This is a genomic window from Streptomyces sp. NPDC002935 (assembly GCF_040611295.1).
Lineage (GTDB): Bacteria > Actinomycetota > Actinomycetes > Streptomycetales > Streptomycetaceae > Streptomyces.
Genome location: NZ_JBEXNW010000007.1, coordinates 80,350 through 99,763 on the forward strand (window position 1 = coordinate 80,350; position 19,414 = coordinate 99,763).

The window sequence follows — 19,414 nt, forward strand, 5'->3', positions numbered from 1 at the left end:
CGGCTCAGCGCCATGATCCGGGCAGGGCGGAACGGAACCGTGGACGAGGCCGCTCCGCTTCCCACGAGTCAGCCCTGCGGCCCGAGGATCTCAGCGAGGTCGTAGCCGACCGGCTCGTCGAGCTGGTCGTACGTGCAGCTCTCGGCGGTGCGGTCGGGGCGCCAGCGGCGGAAGCGGGCGGTGTGGCGGAACCGTACGCCGTTCTCCATGTGGTCGTACGCCACCTCGGCCACCCACTCGGGCCTGATCGGGATCCAGGACAGGTCCTTCTTCGCCGACCATCTGCTGGGCGCGCCCGGCAACCGCGCCGTCTCGTGCGCCGACTCCTGCGCCCACGCCGCCCACGGATGCTCCGCGGCGTCCTCCAGCCGCAAGGGCTCCAGCTCCTCCACCAGCTCCGCGCGCCGCTTCATCGTGAACGCGGCGCTCACGCCCACGTGCTGGAGCGTGCCCCCGGCGTCGAACAGGCCGAGCAGCAGCGACCCGACGACCGGCCCGCTCTTGTGGAAGCGGTAACCGGCGACGACGACATCGGCCGTCCGCTCGTGCTTGATCTTGTACATGGCCCGCTCGTCCCGCAGATACGGCAGCGTCAGCGGCTTCGCCATCACCCCGTCGAGCCCCGCCCCCTCGTACTGCTCGAACCACCGTTGCGCCACCGCGCGGTCCGTGGTCGCCGGCGCCACGTGCACCGGAGCCGTCACCCCGGACAGCGCTGTCACCAGCAGCGCCCGCCGGTCGCCCAGCGGAACGTCGAGCAGTGACTCGTCGGCCAGCGCCAGCAGGTCGAAGGCCACGAACGAGGCAGGGGTCTTCTCGGCCAGCATCCGCACCCGTGAGTCCGCCGGGTGGATCCGCTCCGTGAGCGCGTCGAAGTCGAGCCGCCCCTCCCTGGCGATCACGATCTCCCCGTCCATCACGCAGCGCTCCGGCAACCGCTCCCGCAGCGCCTCGACGAGCTCGGGGAAATACCTGGTCAGCGGCTTGCCGGTGCGGCTGCCGATCTCCACCTCGGCACCGTCGCGGAACACGATGGCCCGGAAGCCGTCCCACTTCGCCTCGTAGTGCATGTCCGGCGGGATCTTCACCACGGACTTGGCGAGCATCGGCTTCACGGGTGGCATCACCGGCAGGTCCATGCTCCGATTCTGCGCGGCGGCGCGGGCATCCGCCCGGTGTGCGCGGCATGCGTGGTGCGCCTACCGTGGCTCGCATGGGCGATGCGGTGGAACTCGAAGCGGCCGGCAGGAGCGTACGTCTGTCCAGCCCGGACAAGATCTTCTTCCCGGAACGCGGCTTCACGAAGCTGGACCTCGCCCAGTACTACCTCGCCGTCGGCGACGGCATCCTGCGCGCCCTCCGCAACCGCCCCACCACCCTGGAGCGCTACCCGGACGGAGTGGGCGGCGAGTCCTTCTTCCAGAAGCGGGCGCCCAAGAACATGCCCGACTGGATCCCGACCGCCCACATCACCTTCCCGAGTGGCCGCAGCGCCGACGAGATGTGTCCCACCGAGCCGGCCGCCGTGCTGTGGGCCGCGCAGTTCGGCACGCTCACGTTCCATCCGTGGCCGGTCCGCCGCGACGACGTCGACCGCCCCGACGAACTGCGCATCGACCTCGACCCGCAGCCCGGGACGGACTACGCCGACGCGGTGCGCGCCGCGCACGAACTGCGCGAGGTCCTCCACGAGTACGGCGGCCTGCGGGGTTGGCCCAAGACCTCCGGGGGCCGGGGGCTGCACGTCTTCGTGCCGATCCAGCCCCGCTGGACCTTCACCCAGGTACGCCGGTCCGCCATCGCCGTCGGGCGTGAGCTGGAACGCCGTATGCCCGATCGGGTCACCACCGCGTGGTGGAAGGAGGAGAGAGGCGAAAAGATCTTCGTGGACTACAACCAGACCGCGCGGGACCGCACCATCGCCTCCGCCTACTCCGTACGGCCCCGCCCGCACGCCCCGGTCTCCGCGCCGCTGCGCTGGGACGAGGTCGAGGACGCCAGACCCCGGGACTTCGACCTGGCGACCATGCCGGCACGCTTCGCCGAACTCGGCGATGTGCACGCCGACATGGACGACCATGCCTTCTCCCTGGAGGCCCTGCTGGAACTCGCCAGCCGCGACGAGCACGACCACGGCCTCGGCGACCTCCCCTACCCGCCCGAGTACCCGAAGATGCCGGGCGAGCCCAAGCGGGTACAGCCGAGCCGCGCCAAGCACGAGGACGCCCAGCCGCCGAGCACGTGATCGCCCGAGGGGCGGATCCGCGCGCGGCCGGATCGCCGGCGGGGTGAGCCCTTCCCTCCGCTCGGTTCGAGCCGATTTCGGTGATCGGGGAGCGCTCTCACGAGCGGGCGGCCGCGCGGCTATCCTGATCCGCATCCGCCGAGGAGGTGCCCTGAGGTGACCGAGACAGCGTCGCGCCCCACGCTGGAGGCCGTGGCCGCGCGGGCCGGGGTCTCCCGGGCCACCGTGTCGCGGGTCGTGAACGGTGGGGACGGGGTCCGTGAGCCACTCGTCGAGCGGGTGCGCCGGGCCGTCGAAGAACTCGGCTACGTGCCGAACCAGGCCGCCCGCAGCCTCGTCACCCGGCGCCACGACGCCGTCGCCGTGGTGATCGCCGAGCCGGAGACCCGAGTCTTCGCCGACCCCTTCTTCGCGCTCCAACTCCGCGGCATCAGCAAGGAACTGACGGCGCACGACTCACAGCTCGTGCTGCTGCTCACCGAGGGCCGCGACGACCACGCACGCGTCGCCCGCTATCTCGCCGGCGGTCATGTCGACGGCGCGCTCGTCTTCTCGCTGCACCTCGACGACCCGCTGCCCGGCCTGATCCACGGTGCGGGCGTACCGACGGTGTTCGGCGGGCGGCCCGGCTGGGGCGAGGGCGTCCGCGAGGCGGTCTACGTCGACTGCGACAACCGCGGCGGTGCCCGCCAGGCCGTCCGGTATCTCCTCGGCCTCGGGCGGACACGCATCGCCCACATCACCGGTGCCCTCGACCAGACGTCCGCGGTCGACCGGCTGGACGGTTTCCGGGACGTCATGGCCGACGCCGATCCGGCGTTCGTCGCGCAGGGCGACTTCACACCCTCCGGCGGCGAACGCGCGATGCGGGAACTGCTGGAACGCCGCCCCGACCTGGACGCGGTGTTCGTGGGGAACGACCTGTCGGCCCTCGGCGTGCTGCGCGTGCTGCGCGAGCAGGGGCGGCGGGTGCCCGAAGACGTCGCAGTGATCGGTTTCGACGACATGCTGCCGATCGCCGAGCAGACGGATCCCCCGCTGACGACGGTCCGTCAGGACATAGAGGAGATGGGGCGGTTGATGGCCCGGCTGCTGATCCGCGGACTGGAGGGCGCTGCGGGGACGGACGGCCCGGTGGCCGAGCCCTCCGGCGTGGTCCTGCCGACGACGGTGGTGCGACGGGCCTCCGCGTAGGTCCCTGACCGGGCACGGAGCGAGGTCGTCGGGCCCGCTCCCGGTACTCACGCACTTCCGAGTGAGGCCAAGGTGCCCGGCGGGAATGGGTGAGTTGACCCGGGGCGACGGCGATCGGCGGGACCCCGCGCCTGCCGGGTCCCGCCGATCGGGACGTCAGCTCTGCTGCGGTGCGCTCTTGATCACCGCGAAGCGTGCCCCGTACGGATCGGCGAGCTTGGCCATGCGGCCGACGCCCTCCATGTCCGTCGCGGGCATGCGGACCGTGCCGCCGAGCTCCTGGGCCTTGGCGACCACGGCGTCCGTGTCAGCGACCTCGATGTACGGCAGCCAGTACGCACCGGACGCCGCCTCGACCGGGTCGTCGGCGAGCGGGACGACACCGCCGAACATGTCCTCGTCCTCGCTCCCCGCGGGGTTGATACAGGTGTAGGTGCCGCCGGGGAACGGGACCGCCGACGTCTTCCACCCGAACGCCGAGTCGTAGAACGCGGCGGCCGCAGCGATGTCCGGGGTGTAGAGCTCGACCCAGCACAGCGACCCCGGGTCCCCGGCCATGCCCAGGCCCTTCGTCCGGCCCGGCTGCCAGATGCCGAAGGTCACGCCCGCCTCGTCGGCGAGCATGGCCATGTGGCCCTCGCCCATCACGTCCATGGGCGGCATGAGCACGGCACCCTTGGCCTGCTCGACCGCCTTGGCCGTGGCGTCGGCGTCCGCCGTCTGGAAGTAGACGTTCCAGGACGTCGGGCCCTGCTCGGAGGTGATCTGCATGCCGCCGGCCACGGTCTTTCCATCGACCTGGAAGAAACCGTAGCCACCGGCGTCGGGCCCTGCCGACTGGAACTGCCAGCCGAAAAGGCCTCCGTAGAAGGAGATGGCGCCTTCGATGTCGGCCGTGCCGACATCCAGCCAGTTCGGGGCGCCGTTGACGAAGCGAGTGGTGAGCATGATTGCCCTCCTTTGAGGGGTCCCGTTGCCTTTGATGCCGAGTCTTCCACCGCCCACTGACAATCGTCGCCCGGACGCGCAGCCCGCCCCCGAGCGACAACCGTCATTACGCTCGGCGGCCGGGAGGATTCGCATTGTTCTCACGCCGTCCCGCGCGCCGCCGTGCCCCGGACCCCCGCCGGGGACATCATCGAGGCCGCCGGACGCGTCGGAACACGGCGTTGATCCCGCGTTGATCGAACGTTTTTCGCCGCGAGGCACGATCTTGACCATGCACCTGGAAACGATCACCCCGTCCGACCTCGCCTGGCAGGAGCAGGCGTTGTGCGCGCAGACGGGGGCGGAATTCTTCTTTCCCGAGCCGGGCAGCTCGGTGCGCGAGGCGAAGCGCATCTGCGGGATGTGCGAGATGCGTTCCGCGTGCCTCGACTACGCGCTGAGCAACGACGAACGCTTCGGCGTGTGGGGCGGCCTCTCCGAGAAGGAGCGTCTGGGCCTGCGACGCGCCTTGGAATGACGCGGGCCCCGTCACCATCGACGGCATGACGCGGACGGGCGGCTGTGGCCCTCGCGGGGAAATCGGGTTCGCCGACCCACCGCCGACCGGCACAATCCCCGCATGAACCCGACCCCGCAGCGAATCGTCGACAGCCTGCTCAACGCTCTCGATCCGCTGCCGTACCCGCAGCGCATGCGCGAACTCGCCCAGCACGTGGATGAGATGGACGAGCTGCGCCCGGTGCTGGAGGAACTCGACGCGCGCGGACCCTACGAACGGGGGATCGGTGTCGTCGCGGCGTCCGTCGGACGTGACGCCGAGTGGATCGCGGACCTCGTCGCCGACCCGGACGCCTTCGTGCGCGGGCACGCCCTGCGGGTCGCCGAGAGCCTCCAAGTACCTGACTCCGCCTACGTGTCGGCGCTCGACGACGCACCGGAGGCGATCCGCCGCGAGCTGCTGCGCGCGATCGTGGCGGGGCGGCGCACCGCGCTCGCCGACCGGCTGGTGGACGGGCTGCGGAGCCGATGGGGTGACGCGGAGGCGGCGCGACTGCTGCCCGGCTGCACGGCGGAGACGGTCGGCAGACTGCTGCCCGGACTCTTCCACGCCGTCACCGGCTGGAAGACGCTCGCCCAACGGCACTCCGGTCTCCTTCTCGACGTCGCCGAGGCGGAGTTGGCCGCGCTGCCCGAATCTCTGCGCGCCACCTGGTGGAGCCGCTACGCGACGGGTGTGGCCGCGGCCGCGGGAGCGGACCCGCACCGCGTACTCGACCTGCTGGAACGCCTCGGGCCGCCCACCCTTCCTCATCAACTGAGGGTCCACCTGCCACGGTTCGCGACCGCCGACGCGAGCCGCCTGCTCCGGCTGCTGCTCGCGCCACCCGAATTCGCCGTGCGCCGCGGCAGGGCCCCGGGGCAGGACGTCCTGCGCCGACTCGCCCGTTCCGAGGCGCCCGAACTCATCGCCTACGGCCGGGCCCTGGCCGAGTCCGGCGACCTCGCGCCGCTCCTGAGAGCGCTGCCTCCGGCGCGGCGCCACGCCTTCCACCGGGCCGCCCAGGAAGGCCGCGGCGCCGGACACGGCACGGTCGACGCGTTCATCCTCGAAGCCCTGCCCCGCAGTTGCGTCGCCGAAGAGGCCCGGCGCATGGCCGCCGACGCCCGCGAACGCGGCGCCCCCTGGCACTCCCCGCTGCTCGCGGAGTCCTTCCTGCCCGTCGCCGAGGTGCGGGGCCGCCTAGACGAGGCCACCCGGCGGCCCGCGGCCGAAGACCGCGCGCAGGCCTGGCCGTTGCTCATCCGCAATGCCGCACGCTCGGACGGCGCCGCGGTCACCTCCGTACTGGAGGACATGCGGCGGCTGCGCAACGAACAGGACCCGGTGCGCTCGGCCGCGCTCGGAGCGCTGTCCGCGGTGCGGCCCGCACTGTTCACCGAGGACGCCGAGCCCGTCCTCGACCGGATCACCGCGGACGCGGTCGAGGCCCGCGACTCCTCGCCCGCCACCCGCCGGCACCTCAGCAGGCTCGCCCTCTCCGTCCTCGGCGAGCACGCGGCGGGCGGATCGCGGGAGTTGGTGAACTGGGCGCTGCGCACCCTGGTCCGGATATCCGGCAGCACCGGTGGCGCCGACCTCGGCCGTCTGGACGCGAAGCTGCGCCGGGGCCAGGAGCACCAGGTGTACGAGGCACTGCGGCCCTGGATCGAGGTGGGCGCCGAGAAGGCCGACTACAGCCTCGCCTTCGCCGTGGCCCGCGCGGTGGGGCGGCGCGCCGCCGGCATGCCCGAACTGCAGGAACTCCTCTGGCAGGCGATCCGGTACGGCAATGACGCCACCGTGCGGACGGCGGTCGATCTGTGGCTGGAGCCACCCGCGACACGGGACGAGCGGGCGACTCGTCTTCTCGCCCTCGAACCCTCGGCGGCCGCCCTGCGGCCCGTCCTCCAGGTCGTCACCCGGCGCCGCACCGACCTGCTCGACCCGCTGCTCGCCGAAGCCCCGCCGTACGGGCGCTTCCTGACCAGGGGCACCCCATGGACCGTACCGCTGGACCGGGACGTACGCCGCTGGGTGCCACGCCAACAGCAGGCCGCACTAAGGCAGTTGGCCGAAGCGGCCGAGGACACCGGACTGCCCCTGCACCGGCGGGCCGCGGCCCTCGCGGGGGCCGCGCTCGTCCCGGGCCGGGGCACCGATCTCGTACGGCGCTGGACACAGGCCCCGGACGTGGTGCTCGCCGAAGCGGCCCTGGCCGCGCTCGCCCGTAGCGACCGGCCCGCCGACGCGCTGCCGTAGCTGTTGGCCCGCGCGGGCGACGACCGGGCCCGGGTCGCCGTGTACGCGGCCACCCGGGCATCCCGGTACGCCGCGCCGTCGCACCTCGCCGGGCAACTGCGTGCCGTGCTCTTCGCGCCGGACTCCAAGGTCACCAGCCGTAAGGAGGCCGCCAGGCTCGCGGCCGTCCGGCTCCCGACAGCGCGAGCGGCCGCATTGCTGAGCGAGGTGTTCGCGGTCCCGGGCGCCCACGTGGACGTGCGCGCCGCCGTCGTGGCCCGCACGGGCGGGCTGCTCGACGAGGAACCGGTCTGGGGCGTGTTGCGCGCCGCCGCGGGTGCCGAGCCGGTGCTGCGCGCCGCGGTCCTCCGGGTCACCGCCCTCGATCTGCCCGAGCCGCACCGCGAGCGTTATGCCCGCCTGGTCCGGGAGGCGACCACCACCGACGACCCGGAGACCGCCACCCTGGCGTTCGCCGCCCTCGCCCGCTGGGCGCCGTGGTCCCCGGAGGCCCCCATGGTTCTCGCCACGGCCACCACCGACCTTTCGGACCGTACGAGCTGGCGCGCCGCGGCCGAAGGGCTGATCACCGTGGCGGTGGGATCGCCGAGTGGCGTCGAAGGGTTCGAGCACGCCCTGAGGACACTCGCGGAGCGGGAGGCGACCTCGGCCGATGCCGATGCCGATGCCGATGCCGATGCGGGTGAGCGGCGGGACCGGCCGGCCCGGCAGCGGCTCGCGCACGTCGTCGCCGGTCTCGCCCGGCGCGCCGCTACGGACCCGGAGGCCGTGCGCCCCGCGGCCCTGGCCGCCGTGGCGCTGCTCGCCGGTCACGACGCCTTGGTGCCGCACGCCGCCGGGATCGCCGTGGCCCATCTGGACCTGGAAGCGGACCCGCGGCTCCTGGAGCGGCTGGCGGCCTTGACCACCGGACGTCCGGCGCTCGCCGTGCGGACGGCGGACGCGCTGGAGGCCCGCCTGCGGTCACCGGAGGGTGAGCCCGACGAGCTGCTCGACGCCGCACGGCGCCTCGCGGCGCACGGCGGCCACGCCGAGGGGCTCCTCGCCGTGGCCGTGACCGGCGGAGTCGGCACCCGCACGGGCTGGGCCGCCCCCTGGCGGGAGCAGCTGAGAGCACTGCGCCGCCACCCGGTGCCCGACGTCCGGGACGCCGCGCTGACCCGGCTGACGGCACAGGAGTGAACGGCCGCGCCATCCCTCGGCGCCCCTCGCGGGCGTGAAGCGAGTGGCTGCGCGCCCGCGCGGGCGGAGGGGGAACGATCCGCAGGGCCGTTCCGCAGGGCTCCGGATACACGCGAGCCCCCGGATCACGTCCCCGCGCGAGGCGGGGCATCGTGAGCCGGGGGCGAAGTGCGGGCCGCGTGTTCTCGCGGGTCGCCGGTGGGTCCGTGTGCGCGGGCCCCGGCTGGAGCCGGGTGCTCGCGGGCGGAGCTACGCGCTCGCGCGGGCCGCCATACGGGCCTTGCGGGCGGCGAGCTTCGCGTCGAACTTCGAGGCCTCCGCGTCGAGACCGCCCATGAAGAGGCCGAGCTCCTCCTGGGCCTGGAGGCCCACGGGGCCGAGGCCGTCCATCTCCAGGACCCTGAGGTGGCGCAGCACCGGCTGGAGCACGTCGTCGTGGTGGATGCGCATGTTGTAGACCTCGCCGATGGCCATCTGCGCGGCCATGCGCTCGAAGCCGGGCATGCCGTGACCGGGCATCCGGAAGTTGACGACGACATCGCGGACCGCCTGCATCGTCAGGTCGGGGGCGAGCTCGAACGACGACTTCAGGAGGTTGCGGTAGAAGACCATGTGGAGGTTCTCGTCGGTCGCGATGCGCGCCAGCATGCGGTCGCAGACCGGGTCGCCCGACTGGTGACCGGTGTTGCGGTGGGAGATGCGGGTCGCCAGCTCCTGGAAGGCGACGTACGCGACCGAGTGCAGCATCGAGTGACGGTTGTCCGACTCGAAGCCCTCGCTCATGTGGGCCATCCGGAACGCTTCGAGCTTGTCCGGGTCCACCGCGCGCGAGGCGAGCAGGTAGTCGCGCATCACGATGCCGTGCCGGCCCTCCTCCGCCGTCCAGCGGTGCACCCAGGTGCCCCAGGCGCCGTCACGGCCGAAGAGAGAGGCGATCTCGTGGTGGTAGCTCGGGAGGTTGTCCTCGGTGAGGAGGTTGACGACCAGCGCGATCCGGCCGATCTCGGTGACCTTGGACTGCTCCTTGTCCCAGGCCTCGCCGTCCTCGAAGATCCCCGGGAAGTTGCGGGCGTCGCTGAAGGGCACGTACTCGTGCGGCATCCAGTCCTTCGCCACCTTCAGGTGGCGGTTCAGCTCCGTCTCGACCACTTCCTCCAGCGCGTACAGCAGGCGAGCGTCGGTCCAGGCGGCTGCCGGGCTGCCGAGGTGAGGAGAGGTGATCGTCACGGGTGCTCCAGGGAGGGACGGGGACAACGAGCGGAAAGCTAACCTACGGCATCGTAGGCTACGTCTCCGTAGGTTACGACACCGTAGGTTAAGAACCTCGTAAAGGCCGCTGATCAGCGGCTTTCCCGGGAAGATCCAGCCCTTTCCCGCCCACGCCGAAGGTGCCCCGGATGCCGAGGTCCAGGGAGCCGGACGGAGGTCTCGATCACTCGTTCAGACGTACAGCTCCCGAAGTCGCACCGAGAGACATGTCACACAGCCTTCGAGCTTCTCGAACTCGCTGATGTCCACCAGAACCGGTTCGTGGCCGAGATCCGCGAGCAGTTCCGCGGTCTTGGGGGCGCCGGCCGACATCAGCAGCTTGCCGCCGCCCAGGAGCACCACGTGCGCCCCGGACTCCTCCGGTACCGGCAGGAAGCGCGGGAACAGCGACGGGGAGTCCACCAGCGGCTCGTGCCCGATAACCGTCCCGTCGGGCAGCGCGGTGACCGCCGACTTCAGATGCAGCACCTTGCTGACGGGGACGGCGACGACCCGCGCCCCGAGCGGTTCGAAGACCGCTCGCAGCTGCTGGACCCCGGCCGCGTTCGTGCGGCCGCCCCGGCCCACATAGATCGTGTCGCCCACCTTCAGGATGTCGCCCCCGTCGAGGGTGCCCGGATCCCAGATCCAGTTCACCGAGCAGCCGAGACGCGCAACGGCCTCCTCGACCCCGGCCGTCTCGGCGCGCCGGGACTCGGCGCCCGGGCGGGCGATCAGGGCGACGTTGCGGAAGACGACGACGGCATCCTCGACGAACACCGAGTCCGGGCAGTCCTCCGCCGGGTCGACCTCCACGGTCTCCCAGCCGTGTGTGCGCAGCGCCTCGGTGTACGCCTCCCACTGCTCGACCGCGAGGTCGACGTCCACCTCCGCCCGCTCCACGTGCGTCACCAGCCCCTCGGCGAGGCGGGGGCTGGGCCTGCGTACGAGCGCTTTCTGGCTGGGCACGGGTGGCTCTCCGAATCGGCAGGGGGTGTCGGCGCAACATCATGCAGCGCGGTTCGCGCGCGCAAAAGCCCCCCGGCCTGACGTCGGGCGCCACCTACCCCCGACGCTAGGCCGCCTCCGCTCCCCGCACTAGGAGGAATACCCGACAGTTTCCGGAGCGATTTCTTTCAGTTCTCCTCCTTCCAGCAGGAGCCGTCGCGTGATGCCGATCGACTCCAGGAACGGCATGTCGTGGCTGGCGACGATCAGCGCTCCCTCGTAGGACTCCAGGGCCGTGGTGAGCTGACGGACGCTCGCCATGTCGAGGTTGTTCGTCGGCTCGTCGAGCATCAGGAGCTGGGGCGCGGGGTCGGCCAGCATCAGGGCCGCGAGCGCCGCACGGAATCGTTCGCCGCCGGAGAGCGTCGCCGCGCGCTGGTCGGCCTTCGCACCCTTGAACAGGAAGCGGGCGAGACGCGCCCGGATCCGGTTGTTGGTGGCGGCGGGCGCGTACCGGGCCACGTTCTCGACGACGGTCCGCTCGTCGTCGAGAACGTCGAGCCGCTGCGGCAGGAAGCGCAGCGGAACATGGGCGCGTGCCTCACCGGACACGGCGTCCAGTTCCCCGGCGATCGTGCGCAGGAGCGTCGTCTTGCCCGCTCCGTTGCGCCCGACGAGCGCGATCCGTTCGGGTCCCCGCAGATCGAACACGCCGTTCACCCGCGCGCCGTACCTCAGCTCCAGTCCGTCGAGCGTGAGGACGGTGCGCCCCGGCGGTACGGCCGTGTACGGCAGGTCGACGCGGATCTCGTCGTCGTCCCGTACGGCCTCCACCGCCTCGTCGAGACGTTCCTTCGCCTCGCTGAGCCTCCCCTCGTGCATGATGCGGTGCTTGCCGGCGGACTCCTGGGCCGCCCTCTTGCGCGCACCCATGACGATCTTCGGCTCGCGCTTCTGCTCGAACATCTTCTGGCCGTAGCGCTTGCGCCGGGCCAATTTGACCTGTGCGTCGACCAGTTCGCGCTTCTGTTTCTTCAGATCGGACTCGGCGACGCGCACCATGCGCTCCGCCGCCTCCTGTTCGCCGGCGAGCGCCTCCTCGTACGCGGAGAGGTTCCCGCCGTACCACGTGACCTCTCCGGACCGCAGATCGGCGATCTGGTCGACCAGGTCCAGCAGTTCGCGGTCGTGGCTGACCACGATCATCACCCCGGACCAGGCCTCCACCGCCGCGTACAGCCGCTGTCGCGCGTACAGGTCGAGGTTGTTGGTGGGTTCGTCGAGGAGGAGGGCGTCGGGTCGGCGCAGCAGGAGCGCGGCCAGCCGCAGCAGCACCGACTCGCCGCCGGACACCTCACCGATCGTACGGTCCAACTCGATGTGTCCGAGCCCGAGTTCGCCGAGGGTCGCGCGAGCCCGCTCCTCGACGTCCCAGTCGTCGCCGACGACGTCGAAGTGCTCCTCGGCCACGTCGCCCGCCTCGATCGCGTGCAGGGCGGCGCGGAGGCGGGCGATGCCGAGGGCCTCGTCGACCCGCAGAGCGGTGTCGAGCGTGACGTTCTGCGGCAGATGGCCCACCTCGCCCGCGACCCGCACGGTGCCGTCGGCAGGGGTGAGTTCTCCGGCGATCAACTTCAACAGGGTTGATTTGCCTGATCCGTTGACGCCGACGAGCCCGGTGATGCCGGGTCCGAAGGCGATCTGGAGGTCGTCGAAGACCTCGGTGCCGTCCGGCCAGGCGAAGGACAGGGAGGTGCAGGAGATGGAGGTGGGGAATGTTGACACAAGGGCCTCGCGGTTGCTGGATGCGGTCGGGGGTACGCGTACGGGACACCGCGAGGCGACGACGATCCAGTTCGGAGGTGAGCGAGAAGAAGGCCCTGCACCGAAGGACGGCTCGAACGCCGAGGTCGCACGCTGCGCACACGCGCGCCGGAAGGATCCGGCCGTGTGTGACGCGGTGTCTCAGACCTCAGACGAGCAACGTCCTTCTCCATTCGACGGCAACAGAACCGCTGTACACCGTAGGGACCGCCCTCTGGGCTGTCAAAGGATTAACGTGGCCACCGACGAACCGAGGAGATCTCGTGCCGAACGGCTCGCTCTCGTTGCCCGCCCGGCTCTACCTCCTGGCCTGGGACACCACGAAACTCAAGATCACCGGGTCCACCCACCTCCACCACCTGGTGCGGGCCGGCGCACTCACCGAGCTCGCCCAGCGCGGGCTCCTCGTCGACGACGACGGCATCGTCACGCCCGTGGACGCCGACTCCCGGACGGGGGACCTCGTCCTCGACGGGCTCCTGGAGCTTGTCGCGGAGTCCCGGCCCCGCAAGTGGAAGCCCTGGGTCACGCTGCGGGCCCGGGTCACCCTGGACGCCGTACGCGCCCAGCTCGCGGCCGGGGGATACCTGCGGGCGGAGAAGAAGCGGGTCCTCGGGCTCTTCCCCTCCGTGGAGTACGAGCTGGACCGGGTGGCCGCCGTGGACGCGCTGCGCGCGGAGGCGCGGCAGGTGCTGGAAGGCCCGCTGCCCGTCGCCGAGGTCTCCGACCGCGACGCCGCTCTCGTGGCCCTCGCCACCGCCGCCGAGCTCCGCACCCTCGCCTCGCCCAAGGACCGCAAGCTCCACAAGGCCCGCATCGACGAACTCGCCGAACGCGGCGGCGCGGCGACCCCGGCCCTGAGGAAGGTCGTCCAGGAGGTCCGTACGGCGGTGATCATGGCGACGACGACGGCATCGACCACGGCCGCCTCGACGACGGGGAGCTGAACGGGGGCGGGCGGATCCTCGCACCCGGAACGCGGGTGTCGGTCACGGCCTCGGTCACGGGGAGCTGAAGGGGCGCGGGAGACGCCGTCGCCCCCGGGAACGCGGGGCCCCGGAGGCGGTGCGCCCTCTCACGTACAGGTCGGATTCCTGCCGGCCCCCGCCGAGCCGCCCGTGTTGGCTGGTCCCCAAGGCGGAGCGCATCGCCGCGGCGCGCGCGGCCGCCGACGCGGCGGACGTGCCGCTGTTCGTCAACGCCCGCATCGACACCCTTCTGCGCGGTGCGGGCGGGGTCGAGGAGACCCTGGAGAGGGCCGCCGCCTTCCTCACCGCCGGAGCCGACGGCGTCTTCGTCCCCGGAGCCGTCGATCCAGTGACCGTGAAGACTCGCGTCGAGGGCGTCGAGGGCCCGCTGAACATCCTGGTGGGCCCCGGAGCGCCGTCCGTCGACGCGCTGGCCGCCCTCGGGGTGGCCCGGATCAGCGCGGGTTCGAGCATCGCGGAGGCCGCGTACGCCCTGGTCCGGCGTGCCGCGCGGGAGCTGCTGGGCACGGGGACCTACGAGACGCTGACCTCGGGACGCTGACCTACGGGACGCCGGCCTACGGAACGCGGACCGACGGACTCGACTACACCGGGCTCAACGCCCTGATGGGCCTCGTCCGTTGAGGGTGCCCGCGCCGTTTCAGCAGGTGCCCCGCAGGAGCTCCGCCAGGTCGTGGTCCAGGTCCACCTGGAGATGCTCCAGGCCGACCGGCACCAGCTCGGTGGTCTGCTGCAGGAAGTTCCGCACCTCGCCCGAGCGCACGTGCACCACGGCGGTGCCCTCGGGAGCGTGGAACTCCAGCACGGTGCGGTCGTAGCCGTACGGCCGCACCCGCACGTCGCCGTACCCCACCGAGTCGTCGAGGCCGGACACGAGCAGCTCGCGGGCGAAGGTCCAGCAGACCTCCACCCCTTCGAGCGTGGCCGGGGCCGGGAAGGTCATGCGGACGGCGAACGGGTCGGTCCGGTCGTAGTGGAGCGTGGCGGGAATGCTCGGCATCCGCGGGGCGGCGGCGACGAGGCGGGCCTCTACGGGCTGCTCGATGACGGTGGACAACGCCTTGCTCCCTTGTGACGGCTGAACGAACTCCGGGCGGATGACGCCGGTCAATTGAAGAGACGGAGAAATGACCCGGCGCGTGCACCTGTAAGCCGAGTGACCTCTGTCACCGCGGTCCTACGCTGAGGAGATCCACTTTCCCCGACCGTGGTGATCCCATTCCGTCCCGCGCTCGCCGGACACCGAAGAGGACACCCGGACGGGCCCCTCAGGTTCCCGCCGGAGGCCATCTGGACGCCATCGGGGGAGTGCACTAGCTTCCCCCGCCATGAGGGGCTTGGGGAAGACGAGACGTACGAGCCGGATGGTCACCGCGGGTCTGGGCGCGGTCACGCTCGCCGCGGCGCTCGCGGTGGCGGTGCCCGCGCAGGCGCACGAGACGGCGAGAACGCCGCACTGGGTGCTCAAGGACAGCGGTACGGACGTACGGTTCCGTGGGCTGTCGGCCGTCAGCAGGGACACCGCGTGGGTGGCCGGCTCGAAGGGCACCGTGCTGCGCACCACCGACGGCGGCGCGCGCTGGCGGAACGTGTCGCCGCCCGGGTCCGCGGACCTGGAGTTCCGCGACATCGAGGCGTTCGACGCGCGGCGTGCCGTGGTCCTGGCCATCGGAGAGGGCGAGGCGTCCCGCGTCTTCAGGACCGAGGACGGCGGCGCCACATGGACCGAGTCCTTCCGCAACACCGACGCCAAGGCCTTCTACGACTGCCTCACCTTCCTCGACCGCAGCCACGGCCTGGCGATGAGCGACCCGGTGGACGGCAGGTTCCGCATCCTGTCGACCAGCGACGGCGGCCGCTCCTGGAAGGTGCTGCCCAGCGACGGGATGCCCGCCGCGCAGGACGGCGAGGCGGGCTTCGCCGCGAGCGGCCAGTGCCTGGTCGGTTCGGGGCCCCGCGATGTGTGGCTGGCGACAGGAGGGGGCGCACGCGCGCGCGTGCTGCACTCCGCGGACCGCGGGCTGACCTGGAGCGCCACCGACACACCGGTTCCCGCCGGTGATCCGGCGCGCGGCGTCTTCGCCCTCGCCTTCCGTGACCGCGTCCACGGAATCGCGGTCGGCGGCGACTACCGAGCCGACCAGGCCTCACCGAAGGCCGCGGCGATCACCCCCGACGGGGGCCGCAACTGGACCACGGCCGCCCAGCCCCCGCCCGCCTACCGCTCGGGCGTCACCTGGCTTCCGCACAGCCGCACCGCCGCCCTGGCGGTCGGCCCGACCGGCACCGACCTGACCACCGACGGCGGACGCACCTGGCGCACCCTGGACACCGGCTCGTACGACACCGTGGACTGCACCCCGGACCTGGGCTGCTGGGCCTCCGGCGAGAAGGGACGGGTCGCCCGGCTGGAGCGCTGAGGCGTGCGGTGTCGGTCAGGCCGGCGTCGACATCACGACGTGTGGCGCGTGACCAGTTCGTACGACTTCAGTCGGTCGGCCAGCGCGTACACGGGTGTCACCAGCATGAGTTCGTCCGCGCCGGTCAGATCCACCAGGTCCGTCAGGTGCCGCGCGACCGTCTCGGGCGCACCGTGCGCCTGGTGGGCGCGGAAGCTCTTCAGGGCCCGGACCTCTTCCGCGGTGAACGAATGAGCCGCCGCTTCCGCGGGTGTGGGGAAGGGGATGTCGCCTCGTCCCTGGAGGAGTCCGGCCTTGACGACGTCCATCGGGCCGGCGAGCCAGGACGCTTCCTTCTCCGTCTCGGCGCACACCGTCTCCACGCAGATCAGCACGCGTGGGCGCGCGCACCAGCGGGAGGGGGAGAAGCCCGCGCGGTAACGGGCCAGCGCGGCCAGGGTGTTGTCCGGACGAATGTGATGGGCGAAAGCGATCGGCAGTCCGAGGTCCCCGGCGAGCGCGGCACCGGCCGTGCTCGACGCCAGCAGCCACGGCTCCGGGAGCGGGCCGAGCGCGACCTCTTCCACCAAGTGGCGCAGCGTCGACGAGACATCTTCGCGGTACTCGTCGTCCGTGGTCGGCCCTGCGCCGCGGCGCAGGGCCCGCGCGGTGGACTCGTCGAAGGTGCCCGGGCCCCGGCCGATGCCCAGGTCGATCCGGCCCTCGTGCAGCGCGGCCAGTGTGCCGAACTGCTCGGCCAGCATGATCGGGGCGTGGTTCGGAGCGAGAACGCCCCCGGAGCCGAGTCGGATGGACGACGTCAACGCGGCCGCGTGGGCGGTCAGGACGACGGGCGGGAACGCTCCGATGGCCGGGGAGTGATGGTGCTCGGCGTACCAGAGGCGCAGATATCCGAGGTCGTCGAGGCGCCGGGCGAACTCGGTGGTGTCTCGTAACGTGTCTGCGGCGCGGGCGCCCGTCTGGACCATGGCCACTTCGAGCGCGCTGAGCGGAACGGTGATCATTCGGTCAGTATAGGAATCGACCGTCGGTGCCAACCCGCGCTGCTCACAAGGGGGTTCGGTGGCCGGACCGGCCACGGGAAGCGCCGTCGCCGGACGCCGGGCATGGACGAGAACGGGCTCCGGCGGGTTCTCGGCCGCGGGTGCGCGGGGTCGCTCGGCCGAGCGGCTCCCGGTACCGATCGAGGCCGGGCGCCGTCTTCGTCGCGACAGCAGCTCCGGAACCCTGGCCCGCCGGCCCGTTCCCGTGCCCTTTAGGCTCGTCCCCATCATGACAACCGTGAGGATTCCCGCGGGCTGGCCCGCCACCGAGGACCAAGCCCGCGCCGTGCAGGACGAGTTGCGCGCGCGGGTGGTGCTCGACGAGCCGGGCCCGCCGCCCGGCACCGGCCGGGTGACGGGTGTCGACGTCGCCTACGACGACGAGCGGGACCTCGTGGTCGCGGCGGCCGTCGTCCTCGACGCGGCGACCCTCGACGTCGTGGCGGAGACCACCGCCGTCGGCCGGGTCTCCTTCCCGTACGTCCCCGGACTGCTCGCCTTCCGGGAGATCCCGACCGTCCTGGCCGCGCTGGAGGCTCTGCCCTGCCCGCCCGGCCTGGTCGTGTGCGACGGGTACGGCCTCGCCCACCCGCGCCGTTTCGGCCTCGCCAGCCACCTCGGCGTCCTCACCGGTCTCCCGACGATCGGGGTCGCCAAGAACCCGTTCGCCTTCTCCTACGAGGAGCCGGGCGTCCGGCGCGGCAGCGCCTCGCCGCTGCTCGCCGGCACCGACGAGGTGGGCCGCGCGCTGCGTACCCAGGACGGGATCAAGCCCGTGTTCGTGTCCGTCGGCCACCGCGTGGACCTCGACAACGCCTGCGCGCACACGCTCGCCCTCACCCCGAAGTACCGTCTGCCGGAATCCACCCGGCGCGCGGACTCCCTGTGCAGACGGGCCCTCCAGGAGGCAACGGCCTGACGTCTCCGGACTGTTGGCCCGCCCGACGTCCCTCACCCGCCGGCCCGCCCGATGTCTCCCACGCGTCGGCGGGGGACTGTCCGAGCGCCTCGGCCGGGACTGTCTGAGTACGTGTTCTGAGTACTCGTACGGATGTATGAAGTTGCCATGATCGGCAAGCTGGTCCGCATGACGACACACCGCGCCCCGAAGCCCGCCGCCGACTCCGCCCGCCCCGTCGAGCGCGCCGTGGTGGCCGCACTCGTGCTCGCCGTGTCGGCCGGTCTCGCCTGGATCGGCGGGATGGTCTACACGGTGATCGGCTGGGCGTCGTGAGGGTCGGCGAACCCTCACGCCCACGTTGTACCCGCCGGAGTCCCTTCCCCGGACTTCCCGGCCTCGCCGGACTTCCCGGCCCTACCGGACCGCCGCCACCCGGAAGGTGATCCCCGCGGCCCGGAGCCTTTCCGTCAGCGCGTCACCCATCGCCACCGCCGGCGTGACCTGCCCGCTCGTCTTCGGCAGCTCGTCCAGGGCGAGAGACAGAGCTGACTCGGCGAGCATCTTGGCGGTCTCGTCGTAGCCGGGGTCGCCACCCGCGACCTCGGTGAACACGCGCCGGCCGCCGCCCTCGCCCACGAAGCGCACCGAGAACCAGCTCTTCGCACGCCGTGCGGCGCTCGGCCCCTCGCCCGGCTTGATCCGGTCGGACAGCCAGCGGCGCGCGGGGGGCAGCTGAGCGGCCGCGAAGATCGCGCTCACCCCGGCGACTCCGCCGAGGGCGATGGGCAAGTGCTCGACGGCCGCGTAGTGGCGGTAGCGGAAGTCCGGCCCGTAGCGGTCCAGGGCCCGCGCCGAGCGCTGCACCACCTGGGCGTCGATCGTGGGCAGCGGCAGCGCCCACGCCCCGACCTCCTTGGCGAACCGCGGCGCGCCGAGAGGGGCCTGGACCCGCCGCTCCATCAGGCGCGGTTCGTGGTGCCGGCGGTCCCGCGCCGCGGCCAGCATGTGCCGGCCTCGCGCGAACTGGTTGAGCGCGGAGGCGAAGGTACCCCCCGAGAACATCGCCTGGGAGCGCACGAATCCGTCCACCTTCAGCGGTACGCCCTCCGGGAGCTGCCGCACGGTGAAGTAGGCGCCCAGATCGTGCGGGATCGAGTCGAAGCCGCAGGCGTGCACGAGCCGCGCCCCCGTCTCCCGCGCGCGTGCGTCGTGCCGGACGTACATCAGGTCCACGAACTCGGGCTCGCCGGTCAGGTCCACGTAATCGGTCCCGGCATCCGCGCAGGCGGCCACCAGGTCCTCCCCGTAGGTGATGTACGGCCCCACCGTCGTGGCCACCACGCGCGCGTGGCGGGCGAGTTCGCGCACCGAATCCGGGTCCGTCACGTCCGCCCGCAGCACACCGGGTGCGCCGCCGAGCCGCTCCCGCAGCCGTTCCAGCTTCTCGGCGCTGCGCCCGGCGATCGCCCACCGCAGTCCTTCGGGCGCGTGCGCGGCGAAGTACTCCGCGGTGAGCTCTCCGACGAACCCCGTGGCTCCGAAGAGCACGATGTCGTACGCGCGGTCCGTCTCGTTCAGCCTGCTCATGACACCCTCCCCACTGGGGGCTGCACTCGATCGTGCGGTGCCCCACGTCGTGCGCGAAGCGCCGTTGTCGGTGGCTGAGGCTAGC

At 72.2% G+C, this 19,414-nt stretch carries 17 protein-coding genes and 1 pseudogene; 10 read left to right on the plus strand and 8 right to left on the minus strand.

Going from position 1 to position 19,414, the window contains the following annotated elements; translation table 11 throughout:
- Window positions 1-68: 68 nt before the first annotated feature.
- Window positions 69-1,139, minus strand: a complete 1,071-nt coding sequence (locus tag ABZX90_RS11535) for an ATP-dependent DNA ligase (RefSeq protein WP_351119224.1) — start codon at window positions 1,137-1,139, stop codon at window positions 69-71.
- A 74-nt stretch (window positions 1,140-1,213) separates the two neighbouring features.
- Between ABZX90_RS11535 and ligD the strand changes: the two genes are divergently transcribed.
- Together ligD and ABZX90_RS11545 are read left to right on the plus strand one after the other, a co-directional pair.
- Entirely contained in the window at window positions 1,214-2,245 is a 1,032-nt protein-coding gene (gene ligD, locus ABZX90_RS11540) for a non-homologous end-joining DNA ligase (protein WP_351119272.1), read from the plus strand.
- Window positions 2,246-2,401: 156 nt separating this feature from the next.
- Window positions 2,402-3,439, plus strand: a complete 1,038-nt coding sequence (locus ABZX90_RS11545) for a LacI family DNA-binding transcriptional regulator (RefSeq protein ID WP_351119273.1) — start codon at window positions 2,402-2,404, stop codon at window positions 3,437-3,439.
- Between the two features lie 156 nt (window positions 3,440-3,595).
- On the opposite strand, the gene ABZX90_RS11550 is transcribed toward ABZX90_RS11545, so the two are convergent.
- Window positions 3,596-4,387, minus strand: coding sequence for a VOC family protein (locus ABZX90_RS11550; protein ID WP_355203777.1), 792 nt, complete (start codon window positions 4,385-4,387; stop codon window positions 3,596-3,598).
- A gap of 271 nt (window positions 4,388-4,658) precedes the next feature.
- Between ABZX90_RS11550 and ABZX90_RS11555 the strand changes: the two genes are divergently transcribed.
- The 3 genes from ABZX90_RS11555 to ABZX90_RS11565 all read left to right on the plus strand — a co-directional run bounded on the left by ABZX90_RS11555 (window position 4,659) and on the right by ABZX90_RS11565 (window position 8,369).
- Window positions 4,659-4,904 (plus strand): WhiB family transcriptional regulator, encoded by a 246-nt coding sequence (locus ABZX90_RS11555; protein ID WP_351119275.1) that lies wholly within the window; start codon window positions 4,659-4,661, stop codon window positions 4,902-4,904.
- A gap of 102 nt (window positions 4,905-5,006) precedes the next feature.
- Window positions 5,007-7,187, plus strand: a complete 2,181-nt coding sequence (locus tag ABZX90_RS11560; RefSeq protein ID WP_355203780.1) for a hypothetical protein — start codon at window positions 5,007-5,009, stop codon at window positions 7,185-7,187.
- 3 nt (window positions 7,188-7,190) lie between these two features.
- Window positions 7,191-8,369 carry a hypothetical protein gene (locus ABZX90_RS11565; RefSeq protein WP_355203783.1) on the plus strand — a complete coding sequence of 393 codons (1,179 nt, stop codon included), beginning with the start codon at window positions 7,191-7,193 and terminating at the stop codon, window positions 8,367-8,369.
- Between the two features lie 249 nt (window positions 8,370-8,618).
- Here ABZX90_RS11565 and ABZX90_RS11570 read toward each other — a convergent pair whose 3' ends face one another.
- From ABZX90_RS11570 to ABZX90_RS11580, 3 genes are all read right to left on the minus strand, one after another.
- A complete protein-coding gene (locus tag ABZX90_RS11570) occupies window positions 8,619-9,596 on the minus strand; it encodes an acyl-ACP desaturase (protein WP_355203786.1) in 978 nt (325 codons plus the stop codon).
- Window positions 9,597-9,809: 213 nt separating this feature from the next.
- Window positions 9,810-10,586 carry a dimethylargininase gene (ddaH, locus tag ABZX90_RS11575; RefSeq protein ID WP_355203789.1) on the minus strand — a complete coding sequence of 259 codons (777 nt, stop codon included), beginning with the start codon at window positions 10,584-10,586 and terminating at the stop codon, window positions 9,810-9,812.
- A gap of 129 nt (window positions 10,587-10,715) precedes the next feature.
- A complete protein-coding gene (locus ABZX90_RS11580; protein ID WP_355203792.1) occupies window positions 10,716-12,350 on the minus strand; it encodes an ABC-F family ATP-binding cassette domain-containing protein in 1,635 nt (544 codons plus the stop codon).
- A gap of 302 nt (window positions 12,351-12,652) precedes the next feature.
- Here ABZX90_RS11580 and ABZX90_RS11585 point away from each other — a divergent pair, with 302 nt between their 5' ends.
- Window positions 12,653-13,336 carry a GPP34 family phosphoprotein gene (locus ABZX90_RS11585; protein ID WP_355203794.1) on the plus strand — a complete coding sequence of 228 codons (684 nt, stop codon included), beginning with the start codon at window positions 12,653-12,655 and terminating at the stop codon, window positions 13,334-13,336.
- A gap of 187 nt (window positions 13,337-13,523) precedes the next feature.
- A pseudogene (locus tag ABZX90_RS11590) lies at window positions 13,524-14,002 on the plus strand (isocitrate lyase/phosphoenolpyruvate mutase family protein); the annotation flags it as partial.
- Between the two features lie 16 nt (window positions 14,003-14,018).
- Here ABZX90_RS11590 and ABZX90_RS11595 read toward each other — a convergent pair.
- A complete protein-coding gene (locus tag ABZX90_RS11595) occupies window positions 14,019-14,435 on the minus strand; it encodes an SsgA family sporulation/cell division regulator (protein WP_351119283.1) in 417 nt (138 codons plus the stop codon).
- Between the two features lie 307 nt (window positions 14,436-14,742).
- Here ABZX90_RS11595 and ABZX90_RS11600 point away from each other — a divergent pair, with 307 nt between their 5' ends.
- Complete coding sequence (locus ABZX90_RS11600; protein WP_355204160.1) at window positions 14,743-15,798, plus strand: oxidoreductase; 1,056 nt, start codon at window positions 14,743-14,745, stop codon at window positions 15,796-15,798.
- A gap of 32 nt (window positions 15,799-15,830) precedes the next feature.
- On the opposite strand, the gene ABZX90_RS11605 is transcribed toward ABZX90_RS11600, so the two are convergent.
- Window positions 15,831-16,802 (minus strand): LLM class flavin-dependent oxidoreductase, encoded by a 972-nt coding sequence (locus ABZX90_RS11605; RefSeq protein WP_355203798.1) that lies wholly within the window; start codon window positions 16,800-16,802, stop codon window positions 15,831-15,833.
- A 268-nt stretch (window positions 16,803-17,070) separates the two neighbouring features.
- Between ABZX90_RS11605 and ABZX90_RS11610 the strand changes: the two genes are divergently transcribed.
- Both ABZX90_RS11610 and ABZX90_RS11615 read left to right on the plus strand, forming a co-directional pair.
- On the plus strand, window positions 17,071-17,760 hold the full coding sequence (locus ABZX90_RS11610; protein ID WP_351119285.1) for an endonuclease V: 690 nt from the start codon (window positions 17,071-17,073) through the stop codon (window positions 17,758-17,760).
- A 147-nt stretch (window positions 17,761-17,907) separates the two neighbouring features.
- Window positions 17,908-18,075 carry a hypothetical protein gene (locus tag ABZX90_RS11615; protein WP_351119286.1) on the plus strand — a complete coding sequence of 56 codons (168 nt, stop codon included), beginning with the start codon at window positions 17,908-17,910 and terminating at the stop codon, window positions 18,073-18,075.
- Window positions 18,076-18,156: 81 nt separating this feature from the next.
- Here the strand turns inward: ABZX90_RS11615 and ABZX90_RS11620 are convergent, their stop codons facing one another.
- Window positions 18,157-19,329, minus strand: a complete 1,173-nt coding sequence (locus ABZX90_RS11620; protein ID WP_355203802.1) for a saccharopine dehydrogenase NADP-binding domain-containing protein — start codon at window positions 19,327-19,329, stop codon at window positions 18,157-18,159.
- Window positions 19,330-19,414 lie beyond the last annotated feature (85 nt).

Coding starts and splice junctions, on each gene's coding strand:
- ABZX90_RS11535 (WP_351119224.1), bottom strand. CDS start 1,139: ATGGACCTGCCGGTGATGCCACCCGTGAAGCCGATGCTCGCCAAGTCC.
- ligD (WP_351119272.1), top strand. CDS start 1,214: ATGGGCGATGCGGTGGAACTCGAAGCGGCCGGCAGGAGCGTACGTCTG.
- ABZX90_RS11550 (WP_355203777.1), bottom strand. CDS start 4,387: ATGCTCACCACTCGCTTCGTCAACGGCGCCCCGAACTGGCTGGATGTC.
- ABZX90_RS11555 (WP_351119275.1), top strand. CDS start 4,659: ATGCACCTGGAAACGATCACCCCGTCCGACCTCGCCTGGCAGGAGCAG.
- ABZX90_RS11560 (WP_355203780.1), top strand. CDS start 5,007: ATGAACCCGACCCCGCAGCGAATCGTCGACAGCCTGCTCAACGCTCTC.
- ABZX90_RS11600 (WP_355204160.1), top strand. CDS start 14,743: ATGGTCACCGCGGGTCTGGGCGCGGTCACGCTCGCCGCGGCGCTCGCG.
- ABZX90_RS11605 (WP_355203798.1), bottom strand. CDS start 16,802: ATGATCACCGTTCCGCTCAGCGCGCTCGAAGTGGCCATGGTCCAGACG.
- ABZX90_RS11610 (WP_351119285.1), top strand. CDS start 17,071: ATGACAACCGTGAGGATTCCCGCGGGCTGGCCCGCCACCGAGGACCAA.
- ABZX90_RS11615 (WP_351119286.1), top strand. CDS start 17,908: ATGATCGGCAAGCTGGTCCGCATGACGACACACCGCGCCCCGAAGCCC.
- ABZX90_RS11620 (WP_355203802.1), bottom strand. CDS start 19,329: ATGAGCAGGCTGAACGAGACGGACCGCGCGTACGACATCGTGCTCTTC.